Here is a 21506-nt window from a genome sequence, read left to right as displayed (position 1 = left end):
ACGCCGGAAGGCAGCCTGCGGGCCCGTGGTCAGAGCAAGCGCTCGATTCTGCGATCGATCGCCGCGATGCCCGATGCCTGGTCCGAGACGGCGGCGGCAACGGCTTCGTCGACTCCGCTCGCCGCGTTGCCGCCGCCGAAAAGCGTGGCCAGCACGAGCAGCGCCTCGTCACGGTCTGCGCTTTTGCCTGTCGGCGAGCTTTGCGCGGCAGTCCACAACAGTTGCGCAGGGCCCTCCGTTCGGTCGCCCGGCTTTTCGCCGCAAACGCTTTTCATCGCCGTGATGAACGCTGACAGCGGGTTGCCCGCGCCGATCTTGTCGACGAGGCCGTTCTCCCATTTGTCGACGATCTGAAAAGCCGCATCACGGCAGGCTCCGCCGGCGCGAAGGCGTTGACTAAGCGCATGCATCGCATCGATCTGCGGATATCTGCTCAGCAGCGCGGCCAGTGACGCGAGCGGCTGAATCAGCTTCGTCACGGGCATCGCGAGGCTTTGCACACTGGCTGCGGCGGCAAACAGACCGTGCGCCGGAAGGTGGGCGACAACGGCGTCGAGCGCCATCTTTGCCGGATGGGCGAAATCCTGGAGCACCGTCACCGCAGCGTCGGGAACGGTCACATTCAGCGCGTCCGTCACGGCGCCTGCGAGCGGGATATTCCTGGCGAGCGTGATCGATGCGCCCACGCCCTCGCGCAGGCGCTCGAGACCGTCGGCCACCTCCCTACCGAGTTCGCCGGCACCGAGTTTATCGAGGAATTGCGTTGCAACGTTCTCGTGCAGGGTGGCGAGGACCGCTTCGATATAGGGGAGCGCCAGGGACTCGGCCGTCGCCACGAAATCCGTTTTGAAGTAGCGCTGATCGAGGGCGCGCGTCGTGTTGAGATCCGCAGTACTTTGGATTTCAGCCGCTTTCTCGAAAGCCGACGAGCCAATCAAGCTGAAACTGCCCGCGCCTCCTCGCGACGAGCAGTCCAGCCTCGAGGCCACGCCGCCCGGGCTTGGCCGGACCACAGCCGCAAGCGAGTCAGGCAGGTCCTTTGCATGCTGCTCTATCGCCTCCTCTCGCGCAATGGCTTCCCGCGTGGCCAGGACAAGTTGTCTGCTTTCCTTGTGGCTTGGCGCCTCGGCCCTGTACCGGGTCCGCTGCTCGATCCTGGGAAGCAGCTGATGCATCTGGTCAAGGAGTCGCCTGTCGTTTTTTCTTGTCGCTCCGTGCAGCGCGGCCAGCCTGCGCTCATTGTGCGCGCTCACCTCGCTCATCGTCTGACGCGCTTCCGCCTGGATCTGCTCCAGCCTTCTGAGCGTCTCCTGCAGATAGGGGTTGTCCCGTTTCAGTCTCTGCGCCTCGACGCCCGCGTTGACCAGGCGTTTTGCGTTCTCCCGCAGAATGAATTCGTTGGCTGGATATCGTACGGCTACGCCCATAGACCCTTTGGTCATATATCGCTCCTGTACTGCGCTCGCTCCAGCACAGGGGTGTGGAGTCGTGCTACAGAACAGTTATACGACCGGGCCGGCAAAAAGCCGTTTCGAATTTTCGGATTGGCGCGGTTCAGCCCAGGATGGCCTTCGAAAAGAAGGTCGCCAATACCGATTCGGCCAGATCATCCGTTACCTGCTGCGGGTCGGACATTCGGAAAGACTGCACGCCGTCGCACAGGCTGACGAGGCCGAGCGCCAGAACGTCGGCCGGCATAGAGAGGGGCGCGCCGGTAAGCGCGAAAAAAGCCTCGATATGCGCGGCGATCCACTTGAGCTTTTCGCGACGAAAGGCGTTGAAGCTCTCCTGGAACTGCGCATCGCGCCCCGCGAGCAACTTCGCTTCGGCCCAGAGGGGAAAACAGGCGTCGTCACGAAACAACTGGCTGTAATGGGCGAGCGCGCGCGCTTCCATCTCCGTCCGCGTGCCGCCGTCGTCCATGATCGCTTGAAAGTCGGCCTGCATCCGGTCATGGTCGCGCCTCAGCACCTCGATCAGCAGTTCTGGCTTGCCCTCGAAATTGGAATAGAACGCGCCGCGCGTATAGCCGGCTGCCGAGGCAATATCCTCCACGCTCGTGGTGGCATACCCCTTTTCGAGGAATGTGATGCGCGCAGCCTCGATCAGGCGCTCGCGCGTCTGATCCCGGCTCTGCTCGCGAGTAAGGCGGACTCGTTTCATGTTGCAAGTGTAGCATCGCCCGGCGTTAAAATTCATCTTTGCACTCAAATACAGATCTGTATTAGAATGCGCCGGCACCTCAGGACAAGCGAGCCCCGTTGCGATTGTCAGCCGCCTGTCGCGTTTCACGCGTCGCCTCTTTTTTCACTCTCACTGCCCTCGGGAGCATCGTGAATCGACCCGATATCGCCGCGCCGCGCCCTGCGCGTTCGCCCATGTCCGTCGGCAGCCCGCTCGCGCGCCGCTGCTCCCTCGCGCTCGTTGCCCTCGGCGCGCTTGCGCTCGCAGGCTGTCATTCCCGGCACGAGGAAGCCCAGGCGCCGAAACCGGTGGTCGCCGTGGCCGTTCATCCCGACGGTCAGCCCCCGAAAGCCACGTTGCCGGGGCAGATAGAGGCTCGCTACAGCACGCCGCTGTCGTTTCGGGTGGCGGGCAAGATCACCGAGCGCCTCGTGCGGCTCGGCGATACCGTCAAGGCGGGGCAACGCGTGGCTAAGCTCGACCCTGCCGACGCGCAGAAAAACGTCGCAAACGCGCAGGCCCAACTCGATGCTGCCGCCCACCGCCTCGTGTATGCGAAACAACAGCTCGAGCGCGATCGCGCCCAGGCGCAGGAAAACCTGATCGCACCCGCCCAGTTGGAGCAGACGCAGGATGCCTATGCCGCGGCGCGTGCCCAACGCGATGCCGCCCAATCGCAGCTTGCGCTCGTCACGGATCAACTTCGATACACGACGCTCGATGCCGACCATTCAGGCGTCATTACGGCGGAAGACGCGGATACGGGCCAGAATGTGGCGGCCGGGCAAGCCGTCTACCACCTTGCCTGGAGCGGGGAAACCGACGTTGTCTGCGACGCGCCCGAGGGCGCGCTCGGTGCGCTGGGCGCGGGGCGGACCGCGACCGTGACCTTGCCGGCCCTGCCCGGCAAATCCTTCGCGGCCCGCGTGCGCGAGGTGGCCCCCGCGGCCGACCCGCAAAGCCGCACCTACCGGGTGAAGCTCACAATGCAGGCCCCGGGCCCTGACGTGCGGCTCGGCATGACCGCCAATGTTTCGTTCGAAGCCGCGAGCGCCGGCGCGCCAGGCCATCGCTATACATTGCCGAGCACGGCGCTCTTCCATCAGGGCGAGCGGCCTGCGGTCTGGGTCGTACGTGCGGGCAGCGATACGCTCGAGTTGCGCCCCATCGAGGTTGCGCGCTACGACGAGCGCACCATTTCCGTCGCGACCGGCCTCGCGGACGGCGAGCGCGTCGTCCTTCAAGGCGTGCACGCCGTGAGCGCGGGCGAGCATGTCCGTGTCGTTGCCCCGCTGCACCCGGAGGATTTCGCGTCATGAGCACCTCCGATCGCAACGAGGCGCATCGTTCGGGCCACGATCCGGCACCGGCTGCGAGCGCGCACGGCAGCGAAGACCGCTTCAACCTTTCAGCGTGGGCACTGCGTCATCAATCGCTCGTCATCTTCGTGATTGCGCTGGCGACACTCGCGGGCATCCTCGGCTATACGCGCCTCGCTCAGTCCGAAGACCCGCCGTTCACGTTCCGGGTCATGGTGATTCGCACGCTCTGGCCGGGCGCGACAGCGCGTCAGGTGCAAGAGCAGATCACCGACCGGATCGGCCGCAAGCTGCAGGACACCGCCGACATCGACTTCCAGCGCAGCTACTCTCGCCCCGGCGAATCGATGATCTTCTTCACGATGAAGGATTCGGCACCGGTCAGCAACGTCGCCCCAACCTGGTATCAAGTCCGCAAGAAGGTCAGCGACATCGCCGCCACAATGCCGCCCGGCACGGTCGGCCCATTCTTCAACGACGAGTTCGGCGACGTCTACACGAACGTCTACACGCTCGAAGGCGACGGCTTTTCGCCCGCGCAGCTGCACGACTACGCAGACCGATTGCGTACTGTGCTGCTGCGCGTGCCCGGCGTCGCCAAGGTGGACTACTTCGGCGATCCCGATCAGCACATCTTCATCGAAATTCCCAATGCGACGCTGACCCGGCTTGCCATTTCGCCGCAGCAGATCGCCCAGGCGATCAATGCGCAAAACGCGGTATCGGAGAGCGGGACGGTGACGACGGCCAACGACCGCGTGTTCGTGCGTCCGAGCGGCCAGTTCAACGACGTCCGCGCGCTCGAAAACACGTTGATCAGCATCAACCAGCGTACCTTCCGCCTCGGCGACATCGCCAAAATCGAGCGCGGCTACGACGACCCGCCGGTCACGCAAATGCGTGCGAGCGGGCACGCCGTGCTCGGCATCGGCGTCACGATGCAGCCCGGCGGCGACGTGATCCGTCTCGGGCGCGCGCTCGACGCCAAGCGTGACGAACTGCGCAAGCATCTGCCGGCGGGCCTCACGCTTGCAGAAGTATCGAGCATGCCGCATGCGGTATCGCACTCGGTCAACGATTTTCTCGAAGCCGTGGGTGAAGCCGTCGCCATCGTGCTGGTCGTGAGCCTCGTTTCGCTCGGCCTTCGAACGGGGCTCGTCGTCGCCATTTCGATCCCGATCGTGCTGGCCGTCACGGCGCTGTGCATGTACGTCTTCGACATCGGGTTGCACAAGGTCTCGCTCGGCACCCTCGTGCTGGCGCTCGGCCTGCTGGTCGACGACGCCATCATCGCCGTGGAAATGATGGCGGTGAAACTGGAGCAAGGTTGGAGCCGCGCGCGTGCAGCCGCCTTCGCCTATACCAGCACGGCGTTTCCGATGCTCACCGGCACGCTCGTGACGGTATCGGGCTTTTTGCCGATCGCACTGGCGAAATCGAGCACCGGAGAATATACGCGGTCGATTTTCGAAGTCTCGGCGATCGCGCTGATCGCCTCATGGTTCGCGGCCGTCGTGCTCATTCCGCTGCTCGGCTATCACCTGCTGCCCGAGCGCAAGCGCACAGCCGGCGCTGCGAGCCAACCCGATGCGATGCACGAGCACGAGCACGAGCACGAGCACGAGCACGACATTTACGATACGCGCTTTTACCGGCGTCTGTCGGTATGGATCACCTGGTGCATCGAACGCCGCTATGTCGTGCTGGCGATCACGGTCGTCATGTTCGTCATCGCGCTGGCCGGGTTCTCGCTGGTGCCGCAGCAGTTCTTCCCGAGTTCGGACCGTCCCGAACTGCTGATCGACATGCGGCTGCCCGAAGGCGCATCATTCGAGGCGACGCTGCGCGAGGCAAAGCGCCTCGAAAAGACGCTGGACGGACGCCCCGAGATCGATCATTTCGTCGATTTCATCGGCACGGGCGCACCGCGTTTTTACCTGCCACTCGATCAGCAGTTGCAGCAGCCCAATTTCGCGCAATTCGTCGTCACGGCGAAAACGGTGGAGCAACGCGAAGCGCTCGCACGCTGGCTCGATACGAAGCTCGAAAACGAGTACCCGGGCGTGCGCACACGCTTGTCTCGGCTCGAAAACGGGCCCCCGGTCGGCTTTCCCGTGCAATTTCGCGTGAGCGGCGACGAAATCGCAACCGTGCGCGCCGTTGCGGAAAAGGTGGCGGCCACCATGCGTGCCGACGCGCGCACGCGCAACGTGCAGTTCGACTGGGACGAGCCTGCCGAACGCTCGATCTCTTTCGAAATAGATCAGAACAAGGCGCGCCAGCTCGGCGTCAGTTCGCAGGACGTCTCGAGCTTTCTCGCCATGACCCTCTCGGGCTACACCGTCACGCAATACCGCGAGCGCGACAAGCTGATTGGTGTCGAGTTGCGCGCGCCAAAGCGCGAACGCGTCGATCCGGCGAAGCTCGAAAACCTCGCCATGCCGACGCCGAACGGCGCTGTGCCGCTCGGCAGCCTCGGGCATGTGCGCAATACGCTCGAGTACGGCGTCATTTGGGAACGGGACCGCCAGCCGACCATCACCGTGCAGGCGGACGTGCGCGGCAATGCGCAAGGCATCGACGTCACGCACGACATCGATCGAGCACTTGCCGCCGAGCGCGCACAGTTGCCGCTCGGCTACCGGATCGAGGTCGGCGGATCGGTCGAGGAAAGTGCGAAAGGCCAGACATCGATCAATGCGCAAATGCCGCTCATGGCGATCGCGGTATTGACCTTGCTGATGATTCAGTTGCAAAGCTTCGCGCGGGTCATGATGGTCGTGCTGACCGCGCCGCTCGGCCTGATCGGCGTAGTCGCAACGCTGCTGCTCTTCGGCAAGCCGTTCGGCTTCGTCGCAATGCTTGGCGTGATCGCGATGTTCGGGATCATCATGCGCAATTCCGTGATTCTCGTCGATCAGATCGAGCAGGACATTGCGGCGGGGCATCGCCGCTTCGATGCGATAGTCGGCGCGACGGTCAGGCGTTTCCGGCCCATTACCCTGACGGCCGCTGCCGCAGTGCTCGCGCTGATTCCCCTTTTGCGCTCGAATTTTTTCGGGCCGATGGCAACGGCGTTGATGGGCGGCATTACGAGCGCAACGGTGCTGACGCTGTTTTACCTGCCCGCGCTCTATGCGATGTCGTTCCGTGTACGCAACGACGAACGCGATGCACCGGCCACCGATACGGGCCACACCGGAAACTGATCATGAACGTGAAGCCCCCGATCTCCGTGTTCACCGTGGTCGCGGCCGCCACGCTGGCCGCATGCTCGTTCGGCCCGAGCGGCACGCCACCCGCAATGCCATCGCCGGCGCATTATGGTGCCGAGCCCCAGCCGTTGCAGACCGTAGTGGCTGACGGTACCGCGCAGCAATTCGACGTCGGCGCACAACCGGTGCCGCAATGGTGGCGCCTTTACCGGTCGGACGCGCTCGATGCCCTGGTCGACGAAGGATTGAGAAACAGCCCGACCCTCGCGGCGGCCGAGCACTCGCTCTCGGCCGCCCACGAACAATATCGGGCACAAGTGGGCTCGTCGCTCCTGCCGACGATCGACGCGGGCGCGCAGACCACGCGCGAGCGCGCACTGGGTATTCCCGAGGCAGGGCCGAATACCGTCGTCTATCGGACGTTCGTCGGGCAAATCCAGGCTCAGTACACGTTCGATCTGTTCGGCGCTGCCCGCTACGCGAATGCGTCGCTAGGCGCGCGTGTCGATCAGCAGGCCTTCCAACTCGAAGCGGCACGGCGGGCACTCGCGGCCAATATCGTAGGCGCGACGATCAACGCGGCAGCGCTCGATCAGCAGATCGAATTGACGGAACGGCTCGTTGCGCTTGCGGATCGGACCGCGAGCGACGACGAGCGCCGCTCTGCGCTCGGCTCCGTTTCTCAAGCGCAAGCGCTGGCATCGCGGCAAAACGCGTCCTCGCTCGCCGCCACGTTGCCGTCTCTGCGGCAGCAACGCATGGCAGCCGTCCATACACTCGCCGTATTGCTGGGCCGCACGCCCGACTCGGCGCCGCCGGTGCCCGATCTCGCCAGCCTGACGCTGCCGGAGCACGTGCCTGTGGTCGTGCCTTCCGATCTGCTGCGCGCCCGCCCTGACATTCAAGCGGCTGACGCCGCGGTGAAGGCAGCCGCGGCCGGCGTCGGTGCCGCAACGGCACAGCTCTTCCCGAGCCTGTCGCTGTCGGCCTCGCTCGGGCGCGCCGGTTTTTCGTGGCCCGTCGCGCTTTCAGGTGCCGGCGCGATCTGGAGTGTCGGCGCGGGACTCACGCAGCCGATCTTTCACGGCGGAGCATTGCTCGCACAGCGGCGGGCAGCGATCGATACTTATAACGCCGCCGTGGCACAGTACAAAGCCACCGTTTTATCCGCGTTCCAGAACGTTGCCGATTCGCTTGCCTCGCTCGACAACGATGCACAAGCGCTCGCGTTTGCGGAAAAGGCGAGCTCGGCTGCTCAGGAAGGCTTCCGCCAGACGGCGGCACGGCGCCGACTGGGGGCGATCCCCCCGTCCGCGGAGTATGCGAGCGAACAGCAGTATCTAAACGCGAAACTGGATTTCGTGCGCGCGGCGAGCCGGCGCCTGGCCGATACGGCCCAGTTGTTTCAGGCATTCGGTCAAGCGCCGGCCGAGCGGGCTTCCAATGCGCCCGCTCACGATCATGACGTGGCGTCCAACGACACAGGCGCGAAGTAAGCAACCCCGAGCCCGCTGCGGCAATAGCGAAAACTACTCCGCGGCGAGGCTGGTCATTCGGCGTTTTTCAGCCCTCAGCATGCCGAAGTTGATGATCACCACGCCAATCGTCACCACCGCGATGAAAAGCGTTGCCAGCGCGTTCATTTCGGGGTTCAGCCCGAGCCTCACGCGCGAAAACACGACGAGAGGCAGCGTCGTCGACCCAGGCCCGGACAGGAACGCCGAGAGCACGAGATCGTCGATCGAGAGCGTGAAGGACAGCAGCCAGCCGGCCATCAACGCCTGAGAGATCAACGGCAACGTGATGGTAAAGAACACCTTGAACGGCGTCGCCCCGAGATCGAGCGCGGCCTCCTCGAGCGATGGATTCAGGTCCCGTACGCGCGATTGCACGACGATCGCCACATACGACATGCAAAGCATGACGTGGCCGATCCAGATCGTCACGAGCCCCCGCCCCTCGGGCCAGCCGAGCCACTTGCCCATCTCGATGAAGAGCAGCAGCAGCGAAATACCCTGGATGACCTCGGGAATGACGAGCGGCGCGTTGATCATGCCGGAAAAAAGCGTGAAGCCGCGAAAGCGGCCCATGCGGGCAAGCACGAACCCGGCCCAGGTGCCGATGAAAACGGAGGCGAATGCCGTCAGCAGTGCGATGCGCAACGAGAGCCAGAATGCCGAGATGAGTTCGTCATCGTCCGCGAGCGCCGTGTACCAACGAGTGGAAAAACGCGTCCATACGGTCACGAGCTGAGAGTCGTTGAACGAGTAGACGATGAGGCTCAGGATCGGAATATAGAGGAACGCGAAGCCGATGCCGAGCGCGATCAGCTGCAACGTGCGGTTCGGTTTGATCATCGGCGTGCTTCGAGTTGTTTGGCCTGATAGTGCTGGAACGCCGCCATCGGAACGAGCAGCAGCAACACCATGGCGCAGGTCACCGCGGATGCCATCGGCCAATCCGCATTGTTGAAGAACTCATTCCACATCACGCGGCCGATCATGAGGGTGTTGGCGCCGCCGAGCAGTTCCGGGATCACGTACTCGCCCACGGCCGGAATGAACACGAGCAGGCAGCCGGCGATAATCCCGTTCTTCGATAGCGGCAGCGTGATTTGCACGAACGCGCGCCACGGCCGCGCACCGAGGTCATAGGCGGCTTCGAGCAACGTCAGGTCCATTTTCACCAGATGGGCATAAAGGGGCATGACGAGAAACGGCAGATACGAATAGACCATGCCGATATAGACAGCCGTATTCGTTCGATAAAGCTCGATCGGCGCATGGATGAGGCCGATCGTCATCAAAAAATTGTTGAGCAGCCCGTTGTTCTTGAGAATGCCGACCCAGGCATAGACGCGGATAAGAAACGATGTCCAGAACGGCAACATCACGGCCATCATCAGGACGTTGCGCACGTGCGGACTCGAGCGTGCGATGTAATAGGCCATCGGATAGCCGAGCAGCAGGCAAAGCACGGTCGTGACCGCCGCGACGACGAGCGAGTTGACGTACGTCGCGAAGTACAGACTGTCGCTGAACAAAAACGCGTAATGCGCGATGTTCAGCGAAATCTGTACGACACCGTCTTTGAACGCGACGAGTTCCGAGTACGGTGGGATGCCGAGCTGCAGTTCCGCGAAGCTGATTTTGACGACCAGCAGAAACGGCACGAAGAAAAAAAGCAGCAGCCAGATGAATGGCCCGGCAACCACCGCCGTCGCGCCGGTCAGCTTGAAGCGCCGCGCGGGCCAGGAGGCGAGCGTCGCGAGATCGTGTTTCATACCGTCAGCACCACCCCGGCGGAAGCGCTCCATCGAACATAGACCTCATCGCCCCAGGTCGGCGATTCGATTTCCGACAATGCGAGACTCGATACGTTCGCGATCACCGTCTTGCCCGAATCGAGCTTGACATGATAGAGCGAATAGCCGCCCAGATACGCGATGTTCGACACGATGCCATGCCCCCAGTTGTACGCGCCCTCCGGCGGCTTGCGCGTGAGCGCGATCCGCTCGGGGCGCACCGAGATCGTCACCGGCATGCCGAGCGGGCCCGTAATGCCGTGGCTCACGTACATCTTGCAAGGCAGATCCGAGGTCTCGACGAAAACATGGTCGGGTTCGTCTTCGACGACACGCCCATCGAAGAGATTCGTGGAGCCGATGAACTCCGCGGAGAACCGCGAATTCGGGTATTCGTACACTTCATGCGGCGTGCCGAGCTGGACGATCTGTCCTTCGCTCATGACCGCGAGCCGGGTCGCCATCGTCATCGCCTCCTCCTGATCGTGCGTCACCATGATGCACGTAACGCCGACGCGATCGAGAATGTTCACGAGTTCGATCTGTGTGCGCTGCCGGATCTGCTTGTCGAGTGCCGACATCGGCTCGTCGAGCAGCAGCAGTTTCGGTCGCTTGACGAGTGAGCGCGCCAGCGCCACCCGCTGTTGCTGGCCACCCGAGAGCTGATGCGGCTTGCGCTTCGCGAAACGCCCCATCTGTACGAGGTCGAGCGCGGCGCGCACCCGCTCCTTGAGTTCGGCTTTCGGCACCCCCTCCTGCTTGAGTCCGAATGCGACGTTGGACTCCACGCTCATATGCGGGAAAAGCGCATATGACTGGAACATCATGTTGACCGGGCGCCGGTACGGCGGCAACGCGGCCAGATCCTCGCCATCGATCAGTATCTTGCCCGACGTGATCGTATCGAGGCCGGCCAGCATGCGCAGCAACGTGGACTTGCCGCACCCCGAGCTGCCGAGCAGCGCGAAGAGTTCGCCCTTGGCCACCGAAAGACTGACGTTCCTGACGGCCACCGTTTCCCCGAACTTCTTCACGACGTCCACGATCTGGACGAAATCCTCCGCCGGTACCGTTCCTTTGGACGGCGCAAGCGGGCCGTTGGCGGGCTGCGAGCTCGACTGATCGCTCATGATCTCCTGCTTGACTCCAATCGTTTGATGTACAAAGCCCCCGGCTTGCGTCCGGGGGCTTATTCATGACTTCATGCCTGCGGGGGCTGCGGTGGCGCCGGCCGAAGGTCTTTAGCGCCCGCTCTTGAATTCCGTCCAAAGCCGCGTTTGCAGGCGCTGCACTTCAGGCGGCAGCGGCTTCAGCAGGAAAAGCGTCTTGACGACGTCGGCAGGAGGAAACACGGCCGGATCGTTCGCGATGTCCTTCTGGACGTACTTGCGCGCCTCGAGATTCGCGCTCGGATAGAAGACCGTGTTCGTGATGGCCGCGTGGACCTTCGGATCTTCGATGTAGTTGATCCACTCGAGCGCGGCTTCCTTGTTTTTCGCGTCCTTCGGAATGGCCATCACGTCGAACCAGATCGGCGCGCCGCCCTTCGGAATGTAGTACTCGATCTTGTACGGTTTCTTTGCTTCGAGCGCGCGATGCTTTGCGATGACCACGTCACCGGACCAGCCGTAGGCAAAACAGATGTCGCCGCCGACCATGTCGTTGATGTAGCCCGACGAGTTGAACTGCGTGATATACGGACGGATTTTCTTGAGCATCGCAAGCGCCGCCTGATAATCGGCCGGGTTCGTGCTCATCGGATCCTTGCCGATGTAGTGCAGTGCCGCCGCGAAGACCTGGTCCGGCGCGTCGAGCACCGAAACGCCGCATGCCTTGAGCTTCGAAATGTTCTCGGGCTTGAAAAGGACGTCCCAGTTGTCGAGCGGAACGTTCTTGCCCAGGACCTGCTGCACCTTCGTCACGTTGTAGCCGAGGCCGGTCGTGCCATAGGCCCAGGGCACCGAATACTTGTTGCCCGGATCCGCGCCGGCCACGAGTGCCATGAGCGACGGATCGAGATATTTCAGATTCGGCAGCTTGGATTTGTCGAGCGGCGCGAAAATGCCCGCGGCGATCTGCTTGCCGGCGTAGTTGCTCGTCGGCACGACGATGTCATAGCCCGAGTTGCCCGTGAGGAGCTTGGCCTGAAGCGTATCGTCGCTGTCGTAGTTGTCGTACCTGACCTTGACGCCGGTCTGCTTCTCGAAGTTCGGGATCGTGTCCTTGGCAATATAGTCGGACCAGTTGTACACGTTGAGCTGCGTATCCTTGGCCATCGCTGCCGCGAGCGGCAGCGCGCACAACGCGAGCGCGGCGAGCGCGCCCATCACCTTCTTCGTCATCCCGTTCTCTCCTGGTCCATCCGGCCAACGCCGGTTCTCAACCCCGTCCCCAATGCCCACGCGCGCCGCGCGCGACACCTTGAAAAAACCGAAAAGTACCACCAATCATCGCGCGCGCGAAATAAAACGGACGGCGACCCGACGTGGCTGTCGCGCAAACGGCACAGCCATTGACGTTGCGCATGCCGGCGGGCAGCGCAATGGCGTCAAATCGGGCGCAATTGTAGCCGGTTATGCGCCCGTGTCCACCCGAAAAAAAGTTTTCGGCCGCCCGGCGCGCGCGTCGGCGCCGCAGCGAGGACGCTGGCTGAGCGGACCGCCCGGAACACTCAGCCTTCCAGCCGCCGGGCGGCGCCCCGTGCATACCCGCTCGGGCAGAATGGCCTCGGCCGAAGCCGTGCGGTCATCAGCTAACATAGCGCCTGATCCCGCACCGCTCCAAGGTTTTCGATGGCGTCCAACCTTCACGACACTCCCGACAGCCCCTGCATCGGCGTCTGCTCGACGCTCTTCGACGAGGTGTGCAAGGGATGCGGGCGTACAGCGGCCGAGGTCTCCAACTGGGTTTTCATGAGCGACACGGAAAAGCGGGCAGTCTGGCAACGAATCGAAGCCGAAGGCACCGCCATGCGATTCCAGAAAAGCAAACCCTGATGGGGCAGGCGCAGCCTTTCTACGCCGTAAGAAAAAAAACGCCGGCGAGCAAGCCGGCGTCTCTTTTTGCTTCATCGCCACCGCGCGGAGAATGCGCCCGGCGCGGGGCCATGCTCAGAACTTCATGCCCACACCGATGCCCACCACGAGCGGATCGATGTGGAGCGTTCCGAGCGACTGTCCGCCCATCGACGCGCCGGTCTTCATCCAGATCTTCTTGATGTCGGCGTTGACGAAAAGCTTTTTCGTGACCTGCACGTCCACACCTGCCTGCAGTGCCGGGCCGAAACTGTGATTGTCGACCGAGATCGACTGACCGCCCGCATGCAGGCCGTTGTTATAGAAGAGCGTGTAGTTGATGCCCGCGCCAACGTACGGGCGTACGCGGCCGGCGTGGTTGAAGTGGTACTGCAGCAGCAGGGTCGGGGGCAGCACGCCCACGCCACCCAGGTGGCCGAGGCTCGAGGTTACCTGATGGCGCGACGTGGCAAGAATCAGCTCGACGCCGATATCGTCGCGGATCATGTAGGTGAAATCGAGTTCCGGCACCGTTGCGTTGTTCACCCCCGTATTCAACGCATCGAGCGTCTCGCTCGAGCGCACCTGCGGCTGGATGCTGATCGCGCGCAGGCGCACGAGCCAGTCCCCGGCGTGAAGCGCGCCGCTCGAATCGGCGCCGGCCGCGGCCGGCGCGGCCTCGGCACGGGCCACCGTGGTTGCCCCGATGAGCGCGGTGGTCAAGCAAATTGCTGCGGTAAGCTTTTTGATGTGTCGTTGCATGGCCATTTCCCTGTTGTCGTAAAGCCCCTACATTTTTTAGGGGCTTTGGACCACAGGGCTTGACCTTGATCAAGTCAGGGCAACGGCGCAGCGTGGTGCGGCAGCTGGCCGCGTTATACCCGTCAGCAACAACTCCAGCAGTTCGCGCACGCTGCGAATCGCATTGCCGAACGGCAGTGCTTCACGGCCCCGGAAGAACAGGCCATTCGCCACATCGCCACGCAGCGCAGCCGCCAGCCGCGTATCGATGCAAAAGTGCCCGAACTTTTCGATGCCGTCGCGCAGGCCGCACGCGGTGAGGCACTCGAGCGCGGTCGGACATGCATTCTTGATGTTGCCGATCTTGGCCCGAATACGCGACTCGTTGCGCAGATAGCGGGCCAGCCAGGGCGTCTTCACCGCACGCGCGGGCAAGCCGGTCACGCTCACGAATTCGACGATGTCCTCCGGCTTGGCATCGGCCAGCACGCGCTTGAAATTCGGATGCGCATCGCCCTCTTCCGTTACGGCGAACGGCGTGCCGACCTGCACCCCGCTCGCCCCCGCGTTCAGCCATTTGCGCACGGCCTCGTGGCTATTGATACCGCCCGCCACGATGAGCGGTATGGCGTCACGCTCGATGCCCAGCGAAGCGAAAACCGGCTCGAGTTCGGTGAAGATGCGCTCGAACGAAAACCGCGCATCGTTCATGTCCTCGATGTTCGTGACACCAAGGTGGCCGCCCGCGTGTGCCGGATGCTCGATGACGATGGCATCGGGAAGGCGGCCTTTCTTGAGCCACTTCTTCAGCACCAGCGCAATGCCGCGGGCGTCCGAGAGGATGGGGATCAGCGCAATGTCATAGCCTTGCGTCATATCGGGCAGGTCGAGCGGAAGCCCGGCACCCATGACGATCGCATCGGCGCCGCTTTCGCAAGCCACGCGCACATAGTCGGCATGGGCATTCACCGCTTTCATCACGTTGACGGCGATCATGCCCCGCCCTTCGGACAGCTTGCGCGCGGAGGCGATTTCGCGCGCGAGCGCGGTGCGATTGGCTTCCTCGAGCGTTGCGCGGTCGGGATTGGCCCGGCAGCGCTCGACCAGGTCGCCATGGTGGTGACGCAAGTCGATGCTCGCGATCGTGCCGACGGCGCCCTCGCGGGCGACGCTGCCGGCCAGCCGGTGCGCCGAGATGCCGACGCCCATGCCGCCCTGAACGACGGGCAGCAGCTTGCGGCCGCGGATTTTCAGCGGCGCGAACGGATGAGATGGGAACATGTGTCCGTTTCCCTCGATGTCAAAACGAGCATGATCGCGCATCGCGAAAAATGCGCCTTGAGGCGGATCAACCGATCTCGTATTTTTGCGCGGCGAATTTCCGTTTTCTTGACATTTGTCATGGCGCTGCACGTGTCGATCTGGCCCCGCGGCGCCGGTCGCCCCGCACCGCTCAGGTTGCGGGCCGCGCCGTTTTGAACTGAAGCGCCTTGTATTCGAGGTATTCCTCGAGGCCATAGCGGCCGTTCTCGCGGCCGTAGCCGGATTGCTTGAACCCGCCGAACGGCGCCTCCATGTTCCAGCTGCCGCCGTTGATGTCGATCTGTCCTGTGCGGATACGCCGCGCCACACTTGCCGCACGCTCGTCGTCACCGGCCCAAACGGCCCCCGCAAGGCCGTACGGCGAATCGTTGGCGATCCGCACGGCCTCCTCTTCGTCCTTGTAGGTGAGAATGGACAGCACGGGGCCGAAGATTTCTTCCTGAGCAATCGTCGCTTTTGGATGAACGCGCCCGAAAACGGTCGGCCTGATAAAGAAGCCTCGCTCGATCCCCGCCGGCATGTCGGGGCCGCCCGTCACCAATTCCGCGCCTTCGGCGATACCGCGCTCGATGTAGGCACGCACGCGCGCCTGTTGGGCCGCCGAGGCGAGCGGCCCAAGGCGCGTCTTCTCGCCACGCGGGTCGCCGGGCGTATAGCCCTCGGCCGCGGCTTTCGCGAGTGCCCGCGCCTCCTCGTAGCGCGCCTCGGGCACGAGCAGGCGCGTATGCGCGGAGCAGGTTTGGCCCGAGTTCAGAAAGCAGGCGCCTACCGTGCTCTTGATGGCCGCCGCAAACTCGGCATCGTCGAGAACGATCGACGCGGACTTGCCGCCGAGTTCGAGGGCGACGCGCTTGACGGTAGCCGCAGCCAGCTCCGCTACCCGTTTGCCTGCACGCGTGGACCCTGTGAACGACACCATGTCGACGAACGGATGGCTTGCGACGATTTCCCCGACGACAGGGCCATAGCCGCTCACCAGGTTGAATACGCCCGGGGGAAGTTGGGCTTCCTCGATCGCCTCGGCCAGCATGAATGCGTTGAGCGGCGCGATCTCGGACGGCTTGAGCACCACGGTGCAACCCGCCGCGAGTGCCGCCGCCACTTTCAGCGTGATCTGATTGAGCGGGTAATTCCACGGCGTGATCGCGGCGACCACGCCAACAGGTTCGCGTGTGACGAGCGAGTTGGCCACCTGCGCCTCGAACTCGAATTCACGCGCGAGCCGGGCGTAGGCATTCCAGTTGTAGATGGGGGAACCGACCTGAATCGCGCGTGCCAGCTTGATCGGCATGCCGACTTCGCCGCAGATGGTCTGAGCCAGATCCTCCGCGCGTGCCTTCAGCGCTTCGGCGATCCGTTCCAGATAGCTGGCACGCTCGGCGGCAGCCGTGCTTGCCCATGCATCGAATGCCAGCTTGGCGGCTTCGACCGCGGCTTCGGCATCGGCCCCCGTGCCCTCCGGAATCCGGCCCATTACCGCCTCGGTACCCGAATCGATGACGTCGATCATGCCGTCCGTAGCGGGCTTCAGCCATTGGCCGCCGATATAGAGCTGCGAGTAGGTCTTCATTGCGATACTCCGCCTTCGTCGATCGAGACGACTATTGTACGCATGGAGGGTAGCGGAGGCATTGAGCGGCGCGGCGGCCGCCGGTGGTGCGCTAAAACGAAAAATCGCCCGGCGAAAAGAGCTTGCCGATCTTTTCGTATTCGCGCTCCAGCGAGCGGACGACGTGGTGCATTTGCACCGGGGTGCCCTCGGCAGCGGCGCGAAACGCGGCGCTCAACACCACATTGTGAATGCTGCCCCCCGCGAGCGCGGCGCGATGCGCGAGCAATTCGAAATCGACGTCGCTCGCGAGCGGCACGCCGCCAGGAAACGACTGCCGCCAAAGGGCTTCGCGCTGCTCGGCGGACGGAAACGGAAACTCGATGAGAAAACGGAATCGGCGCAAAAACGCCTTGTCTATGTTCGGCATCAGGTTCGTCGCGAGAATGACGAGGCCCGGATGCGTTTCTATTCGCTGCAGCAGATAGCCGATTTGAAGATTCGCATATCGGTCGTGCGCATCTTTCGTCTCGGTGCGCTTGCCGAACAACGCCTCGGCTTCGTCGAAGAAAAGCACCACATTTCGCCCCTCCGCCCACTCGAACAACTGCGAGAGATGCTGCTCGGTCTCGCCGATGTATTTGCTCATCACGCTCGCCAGATCGACGCGATAGAGGCTCATTTGCAACTCGTTCGCGATGACGGCCGCGCCCATCGTCTTGCCGGTGCCCGAAGGACCATGAAAGAGTGCAGACAAGTTGCAGCTGCCCGCATGCTTGCCTGCGAACCCCCACTCGTCAACGACCTGCCGCCGATATTTCATATGACTGAGCAATTCGTTCAGTTGGTCGATGGTGTCGGACGGAGCGACGATATCGGTCAATCGATGAGCCCGCTTGATCTCTTGAGCGATACCCAGTTGGCTGGCCTCCGCTTCGGCGCGGCATGCGTCGACGAGTCGATTGCTCAGGTCTCGCTCGGAATCGACGAGCCACCTGTGCGAAACGACCTCCTTCAGGATGATCGCGATGCGCTCCTCCGTGAAGCGGTAGCCGTCGACGAGCCGCTCGAGCAGCCCCTCGTCGAGCACGAGATCGACGCGCTCCGCATACTTGAGCCAGGCACTGCGGCGCAGATGCGCGTCGGGCGCTTCCACGCGCAATGTTATCGGCACGACCTCGTGCGAAACAAAGCGGTGCGCGCACTGTGCGAGCGCGCGCGCGGGGCCGTTCACCACACCGACATAGCGCTGCGTCTCGAACAATAGCCCGAAAACGTCGTCGAGCAGGTCCGCCTGGGGGTCCCGAGCGGCCTGTGGCTCCCGACCGCCGCTTTCCGCGAGGCATTGGGCATGGGTCAGCAAGAGCAATTGGTTGCATAAGACAGCGTCGCGGCACAAAACGCGCAACAGTTTCATCAAACCAGCGCGGCGTCCGTTGGCCGCGTCATAGCTGCGCCGGATATCCCGTGCATCGAGCCTGGCCGTCGTATAGCCGAGCGAATCGAAGCTCGCCGCACACAGGCTTTCCATCATGGCGTCGTCCGCGCCCTCGAAACGAAGCATGAACGTGCACTTATGCATCGACTGGAGCTCGCCGTTTTCGACGAACCTGCGCAACTGGTGCTTCAGCCGTTCATCGACGAGGTGCTCGTCGAGCGGGCCATCGGCGACGACATCCGCAAGCAGTGTGCCGTCGAGGTGGAGCTGGGGAGCCGCGAGCCCCACCAGATAAGCGAGCACCGGCTGTGCGAGCCGATAACTGCCGGCCATCGCAGCCACGTTGGCGCCGCTCGCCTCGATCAAGCAGTAGCGCTGTAACGGCGCGTCCGGCATCAGGTTCGGCCGAACGTCACCGAGCGCTTTGGCGGCGGCCGCCAACGGTACGCCCTCCGCCGTGACAGGAAGATGGTCCGCGGACGGGCGTTCCGCCTCGGATAGTGCAGCGCGCCGGGACAGACGCGCCTGGAAAAGCGGGTCCGTTTCGCTCAGAAGGGCGAGCACCAGCAGATGCTGATCCCGTGCGCCCAACCGGAACATGGCGGCCACATGAACCCATCCGATGAAGATCTGGCTCTCGAGCGTTGCCGCCATACGGGCAACGATGGCGCGCCACTTGGCCTCCGCCTGCGGCCATCCCTGACCTGAGCCGTCCAGGAGCAGTTCGCCGAACACGCGAAGCTCGGCGAGCAGTGCATCGTTGTCGGCGTAAGGGCGCGGGGCGCTTTCGGTCACTTGCTCGGTCACTTGCTCGGTCACTGGGCCAGCCGCTCGATCGCCGAGTCCGGCTTCTACCTCACCGCCATTTTCGATCGAGCGGGGCGACTTGAAACCTCCTCGATTTGACAGGGTTTGAGCCGGCCCTGGTGGTTTAGCATGAAACAGAAAAACAAATTGCGCGGCAAAGACCAATCGCTCATCAATCGGAACGCGAGGCTACCATGACGTCACATGAAGTTGACGAATTGTCGTTATCAGATAGCGAGCCGATCGAGCGTATGCAGAGAATGCGAGGCCACAGCAACGAAGCAGAGTTGACGCGCTCATTGGCCGATATCACTCAGATGCTGGGATTCGACTTCTACCATTACACGGGGAGCTTCCTGCTCGACAAACAAAAAAGCATCCGAAAATCGCTCTCGAATCTCCCCATGGATTGGATTGCGCGGTATGCCACGTGCAAGTACGAGCAGATCGATCCTGTCGTGCGGCTGCTGTCGGCCCGATTGACTCCGGTCGCCTGGGAGGAAGTATGCGCGCAAGCGACATCGCTCGAGGAACGGCAGTTTATGGACGATGCGCGCCGCCATGGCATAGGAAGCAGCGTGAGTTGCCCGATTCAAACGAAAAACGGCGACGTCGCAATGCTCAGCTTCGTCCACCGTTGCACGGAGAACGATACCGGGCAGTTATTGCCGCGTGCGCTGTCCGCATGCAGCCTTGCCGCGATGTTCGTTCACGATGCGATGCGCACGCTGGTAGACAAAGAGCGCAATGTCCTGCAGGCCCCGCTCACTTGCCGCGAACTCGAATGCCTCCATTGGATCGCGCTGGGGAAATCGAACTGGGAGATATCGAGGATTCTCGGCGTCTCCGAGCACGGCGTGGTGTACTACGTGCGCAAGCTGTTATGGAAGTTTGGCGTGAGCACACGCTATCAGGCGGTTGCTCGTGCAACCGCCTGCGGCCTTATTTGATGCGCTCGTGCGAGGCGCCAGGCTCTCGCGCATGCAGCGCTCGGACTTGGCCGGCGCCGCGGCGAGCCGTCACTGCACGCCCTGGCTCGCGAGGAAGTCCTCGTAGTTGCCGCCGAAGTCGTGGAGCGTGCCGTCGGTACGCACTTCGATGATGCGATTGGCGAGCCCGCTCACGAACTCGCGATCATGCGAGACGAAGATCAAGGTGCCGTCGTATTTGTCGAGCGCGATCTGCAGCGACTCGATCGACTCCATGTCCATGTGGTTCGTCGGCTCGTCCATGAGCAGCACGTTGTGGCGGCCCAGCATCAGCTTGCCCCAGATCATGCGGCCTTTCTCGCCGCCGGAGAGCACCTTCACGGACTTCCTGATGTCGTCCGCATTGAAGAGAAGCCGCCCGAGCGTGCCACGCACGGCCTGATCGTCGTCCCCCTCCTTGCGATACTTGTCGATCCAGTCCATCAGCGTCACGTCGTCCGGGAATTCCTCGTACGTATCCTGCGGCATGTAGCCCACATTAGCGTTCTCCGCCCACTTGATCGAGCCCGCATCGAGTTCGAGGCTGCCCAGCAGCGCACGCAGCAGTGTGGTCTTGCCGGCGCCGTTCTCGCCGATGATCGCGATGCGCTCGCCCGGCTGCACGCTGATGTCGAAATGCTCGAAGATCGTACGCTCGTAACGCTTGGTCACGCCTTCGGCAACCACGGCAATGTTGTGCAGTTTCTTCTCGTACTCGAAGCGGATGAACGGGTTCTGCCGAGACGAAGGCTTGAATTCGTCGATCTTGATCTTGTCGATCTGCTTCAGACGGCTCGTGGCCTGCCGCGCCTTCGACTTGTTGGCGGAGAAGCGCCGCACGAAATCCTGCAGATCCGCAATCCGTTCCTTGGCCTTCGCATTCGCGGCGGCCTGCCGTTCACGCGCCTGTGCCGACGCCAGCATGTAGTCGTCGTAATTGCCCGGATACACCTTGAGCGTGCCGTAATCCATGTCCGCCATGTGCGTGCAGACCTGATTCAGGAAGTGCCGGTCGTGCGAGATGATGATCATCGTCGAGTTGTACTCGTTGAGCACGTTCTCGAGCCAGCGGATCGAATTGATGTCGAGGTTGTTCGTCGGCTCGTCGAGCAGCAGCACGTCCGGATTCGAGAAGAGCGCCTGCGCGAGCAGTACGCGCAGCTTCCAGCCCGGCGCGACGTTGCTCATCGTCCCGTTGTGCAGTTCGATCCGGATGCCGATGCCGAGCAGTAATTCGCCCGCGCGGGCCTCGGCCGTATAGCCGTCGTATTCGGCGAACTTCGCTTCGAGTTCGGCGGCGCGCATGTAGTCGTCGTCGGTGGCGTCCGGGTTCGCGTAGATCGCATCGCGCTCGGTCATTGCGGCCCACATCTCCGTGTGGCCCATCATGACGACGTCGAGCACGCGCATGTCCTCATAGGCGAACTGGTCCTGCCGCAGCTTGCCGAGGCGAACGTTCGGCTCGAGCATGACCGTACCGGAACTCGGCTCGAGATCGCCGCCGAGGATTTTCATGAACGTCGACTTGCCGCAGCCGTTGGCGCCGATCAGGCCATACCGGTTGCCTTCCCCGAATTTGACCGAAATGTTCTCGAAAAGCGGCTTCGGCCCGAATTGCATGGTGATATTGGCAGTAGACAGCAC

Annotated in this window: 16 protein-coding genes; 5 read left to right on the top strand and 11 right to left on the bottom strand. The window is 63.0% G+C overall.

Annotated features, from left to right (window positions below; translation table 11 throughout):
- Positions 1–29: 29 nt before the first annotated feature.
- Positions 30–1442, bottom strand: a complete 1413-nt coding sequence (locus tag U0034_RS00265; RefSeq protein WP_139831190.1) for a DUF3422 domain-containing protein — start codon at positions 1440–1442, stop codon at positions 30–32.
- 112 nt (positions 1443–1554) lie between these two features.
- Complete coding sequence (locus U0034_RS00260) at positions 1555–2163, bottom strand: TetR/AcrR family transcriptional regulator (protein WP_085229237.1); 609 nt, start codon at positions 2161–2163, stop codon at positions 1555–1557.
- 215 nt (positions 2164–2378) lie between these two features.
- Here U0034_RS00260 and U0034_RS00255 point away from each other — a divergent pair, with 215 nt between their 5' ends.
- The 3 genes from U0034_RS00255 to U0034_RS00245 are packed head-to-tail and all read left to right on the top strand — an operon-like array spanning position 2379 to position 8214.
- Positions 2379–3503, top strand: a complete 1125-nt coding sequence (locus U0034_RS00255; RefSeq protein WP_085229236.1) for an efflux RND transporter periplasmic adaptor subunit — start codon at positions 2379–2381, stop codon at positions 3501–3503.
- Positions 3500–6712 carry an efflux RND transporter permease subunit gene (locus U0034_RS00250; protein WP_085229235.1) on the top strand — a complete coding sequence of 1071 codons (3213 nt, stop codon included), beginning with the start codon at positions 3500–3502 and terminating at the stop codon, positions 6710–6712. Before U0034_RS00255 ends, U0034_RS00250 begins: the two co-directional genes overlap by 4 nt.
- A 2-nt stretch (positions 6713–6714) precedes the next feature.
- Positions 6715–8214: an efflux transporter outer membrane subunit gene (locus U0034_RS00245; protein ID WP_085229234.1), complete on the top strand. Its 1500-nt coding sequence runs from the start codon at positions 6715–6717 to the stop codon at positions 8212–8214.
- Positions 8215–8247: 33 nt separating this feature from the next.
- Here the strand turns inward: U0034_RS00245 and U0034_RS00240 are convergent, their stop codons facing one another.
- From U0034_RS00240 to U0034_RS00225, 4 genes are all read right to left on the bottom strand, one after another.
- Positions 8248–9072, bottom strand: a complete 825-nt coding sequence (locus U0034_RS00240; protein ID WP_085229273.1) for an ABC transporter permease subunit — start codon at positions 9070–9072, stop codon at positions 8248–8250.
- A complete protein-coding gene (locus tag U0034_RS00235) occupies positions 9072–10001 on the bottom strand; it encodes an ABC transporter permease subunit (protein WP_085229233.1) in 930 nt (309 codons plus the stop codon). The genes U0034_RS00240 and U0034_RS00235 overlap by 1 nt, the downstream gene beginning before the upstream one ends.
- Positions 9998–11152, bottom strand: coding sequence for an ABC transporter ATP-binding protein (locus tag U0034_RS00230; protein ID WP_085229232.1), 1155 nt, complete (start codon positions 11150–11152; stop codon positions 9998–10000). Before U0034_RS00230 ends, U0034_RS00235 begins: the two co-directional genes overlap by 4 nt.
- A gap of 111 nt (positions 11153–11263) precedes the next feature.
- Positions 11264–12364 (bottom strand): polyamine ABC transporter substrate-binding protein, encoded by a 1101-nt coding sequence (locus U0034_RS00225; RefSeq protein WP_085229272.1) that lies wholly within the window; start codon positions 12362–12364, stop codon positions 11264–11266.
- Positions 12365–12814: 450 nt separating this feature from the next.
- Between U0034_RS00225 and U0034_RS00220 the strand changes: the two genes are divergently transcribed.
- Complete coding sequence (locus U0034_RS00220) at positions 12815–13018, top strand: DUF1289 domain-containing protein (protein ID WP_085229231.1); 204 nt, start codon at positions 12815–12817, stop codon at positions 13016–13018.
- Positions 13019–13132: 114 nt separating this feature from the next.
- On the opposite strand, the gene U0034_RS00215 is transcribed toward U0034_RS00220, so the two are convergent.
- From U0034_RS00215 to U0034_RS00200, 4 genes are all read right to left on the bottom strand, one after another.
- The gene (locus tag U0034_RS00215) at positions 13133–13798 is read right to left on the bottom strand and encodes an OmpW/AlkL family protein (protein ID WP_085229271.1); all 666 of its coding nucleotides are present in this window, start codon (positions 13796–13798) and stop codon (positions 13133–13135) included.
- Between the two features lie 69 nt (positions 13799–13867).
- Positions 13868–15058, bottom strand: a complete 1191-nt coding sequence (locus tag U0034_RS00210; RefSeq protein WP_085229270.1) for an NAD(P)H-dependent flavin oxidoreductase — start codon at positions 15056–15058, stop codon at positions 13868–13870.
- A gap of 172 nt (positions 15059–15230) precedes the next feature.
- Entirely contained in the window at positions 15231–16670 is a 1440-nt protein-coding gene (locus U0034_RS00205; RefSeq protein ID WP_085229230.1) for an aldehyde dehydrogenase family protein, read from the bottom strand.
- Between the two features lie 91 nt (positions 16671–16761).
- Positions 16762–18906: an ATP-binding protein gene (locus U0034_RS00200; RefSeq protein WP_233211954.1), complete on the bottom strand. Its 2145-nt coding sequence runs from the start codon at positions 18904–18906 to the stop codon at positions 16762–16764.
- A 182-nt stretch (positions 18907–19088) separates the two neighbouring features.
- On the opposite strand from U0034_RS00200, the gene U0034_RS00195 reads away from it, so the two are divergent.
- Positions 19089–19844, top strand: coding sequence for a LuxR family transcriptional regulator (locus U0034_RS00195; RefSeq protein WP_085229229.1), 756 nt, complete (start codon positions 19089–19091; stop codon positions 19842–19844).
- Between the two features lie 69 nt (positions 19845–19913).
- Here U0034_RS00195 and U0034_RS00190 read toward each other — a convergent pair whose 3' ends face one another.
- Positions 19914–21506, bottom strand: a complete 1593-nt coding sequence (locus U0034_RS00190; protein WP_085229228.1) for an ABC-F family ATPase — start codon at positions 21504–21506, stop codon at positions 19914–19916.

It is taken from the genome of Trinickia caryophylli (assembly GCF_034424545.1).
Lineage (GTDB): Bacteria > Pseudomonadota > Gammaproteobacteria > Burkholderiales > Burkholderiaceae > Trinickia > Trinickia caryophylli.
The sequence above is the reverse complement of the archived record's forward strand: the minus strand, read 5'-3'. Positions and strand labels throughout refer to the sequence as shown.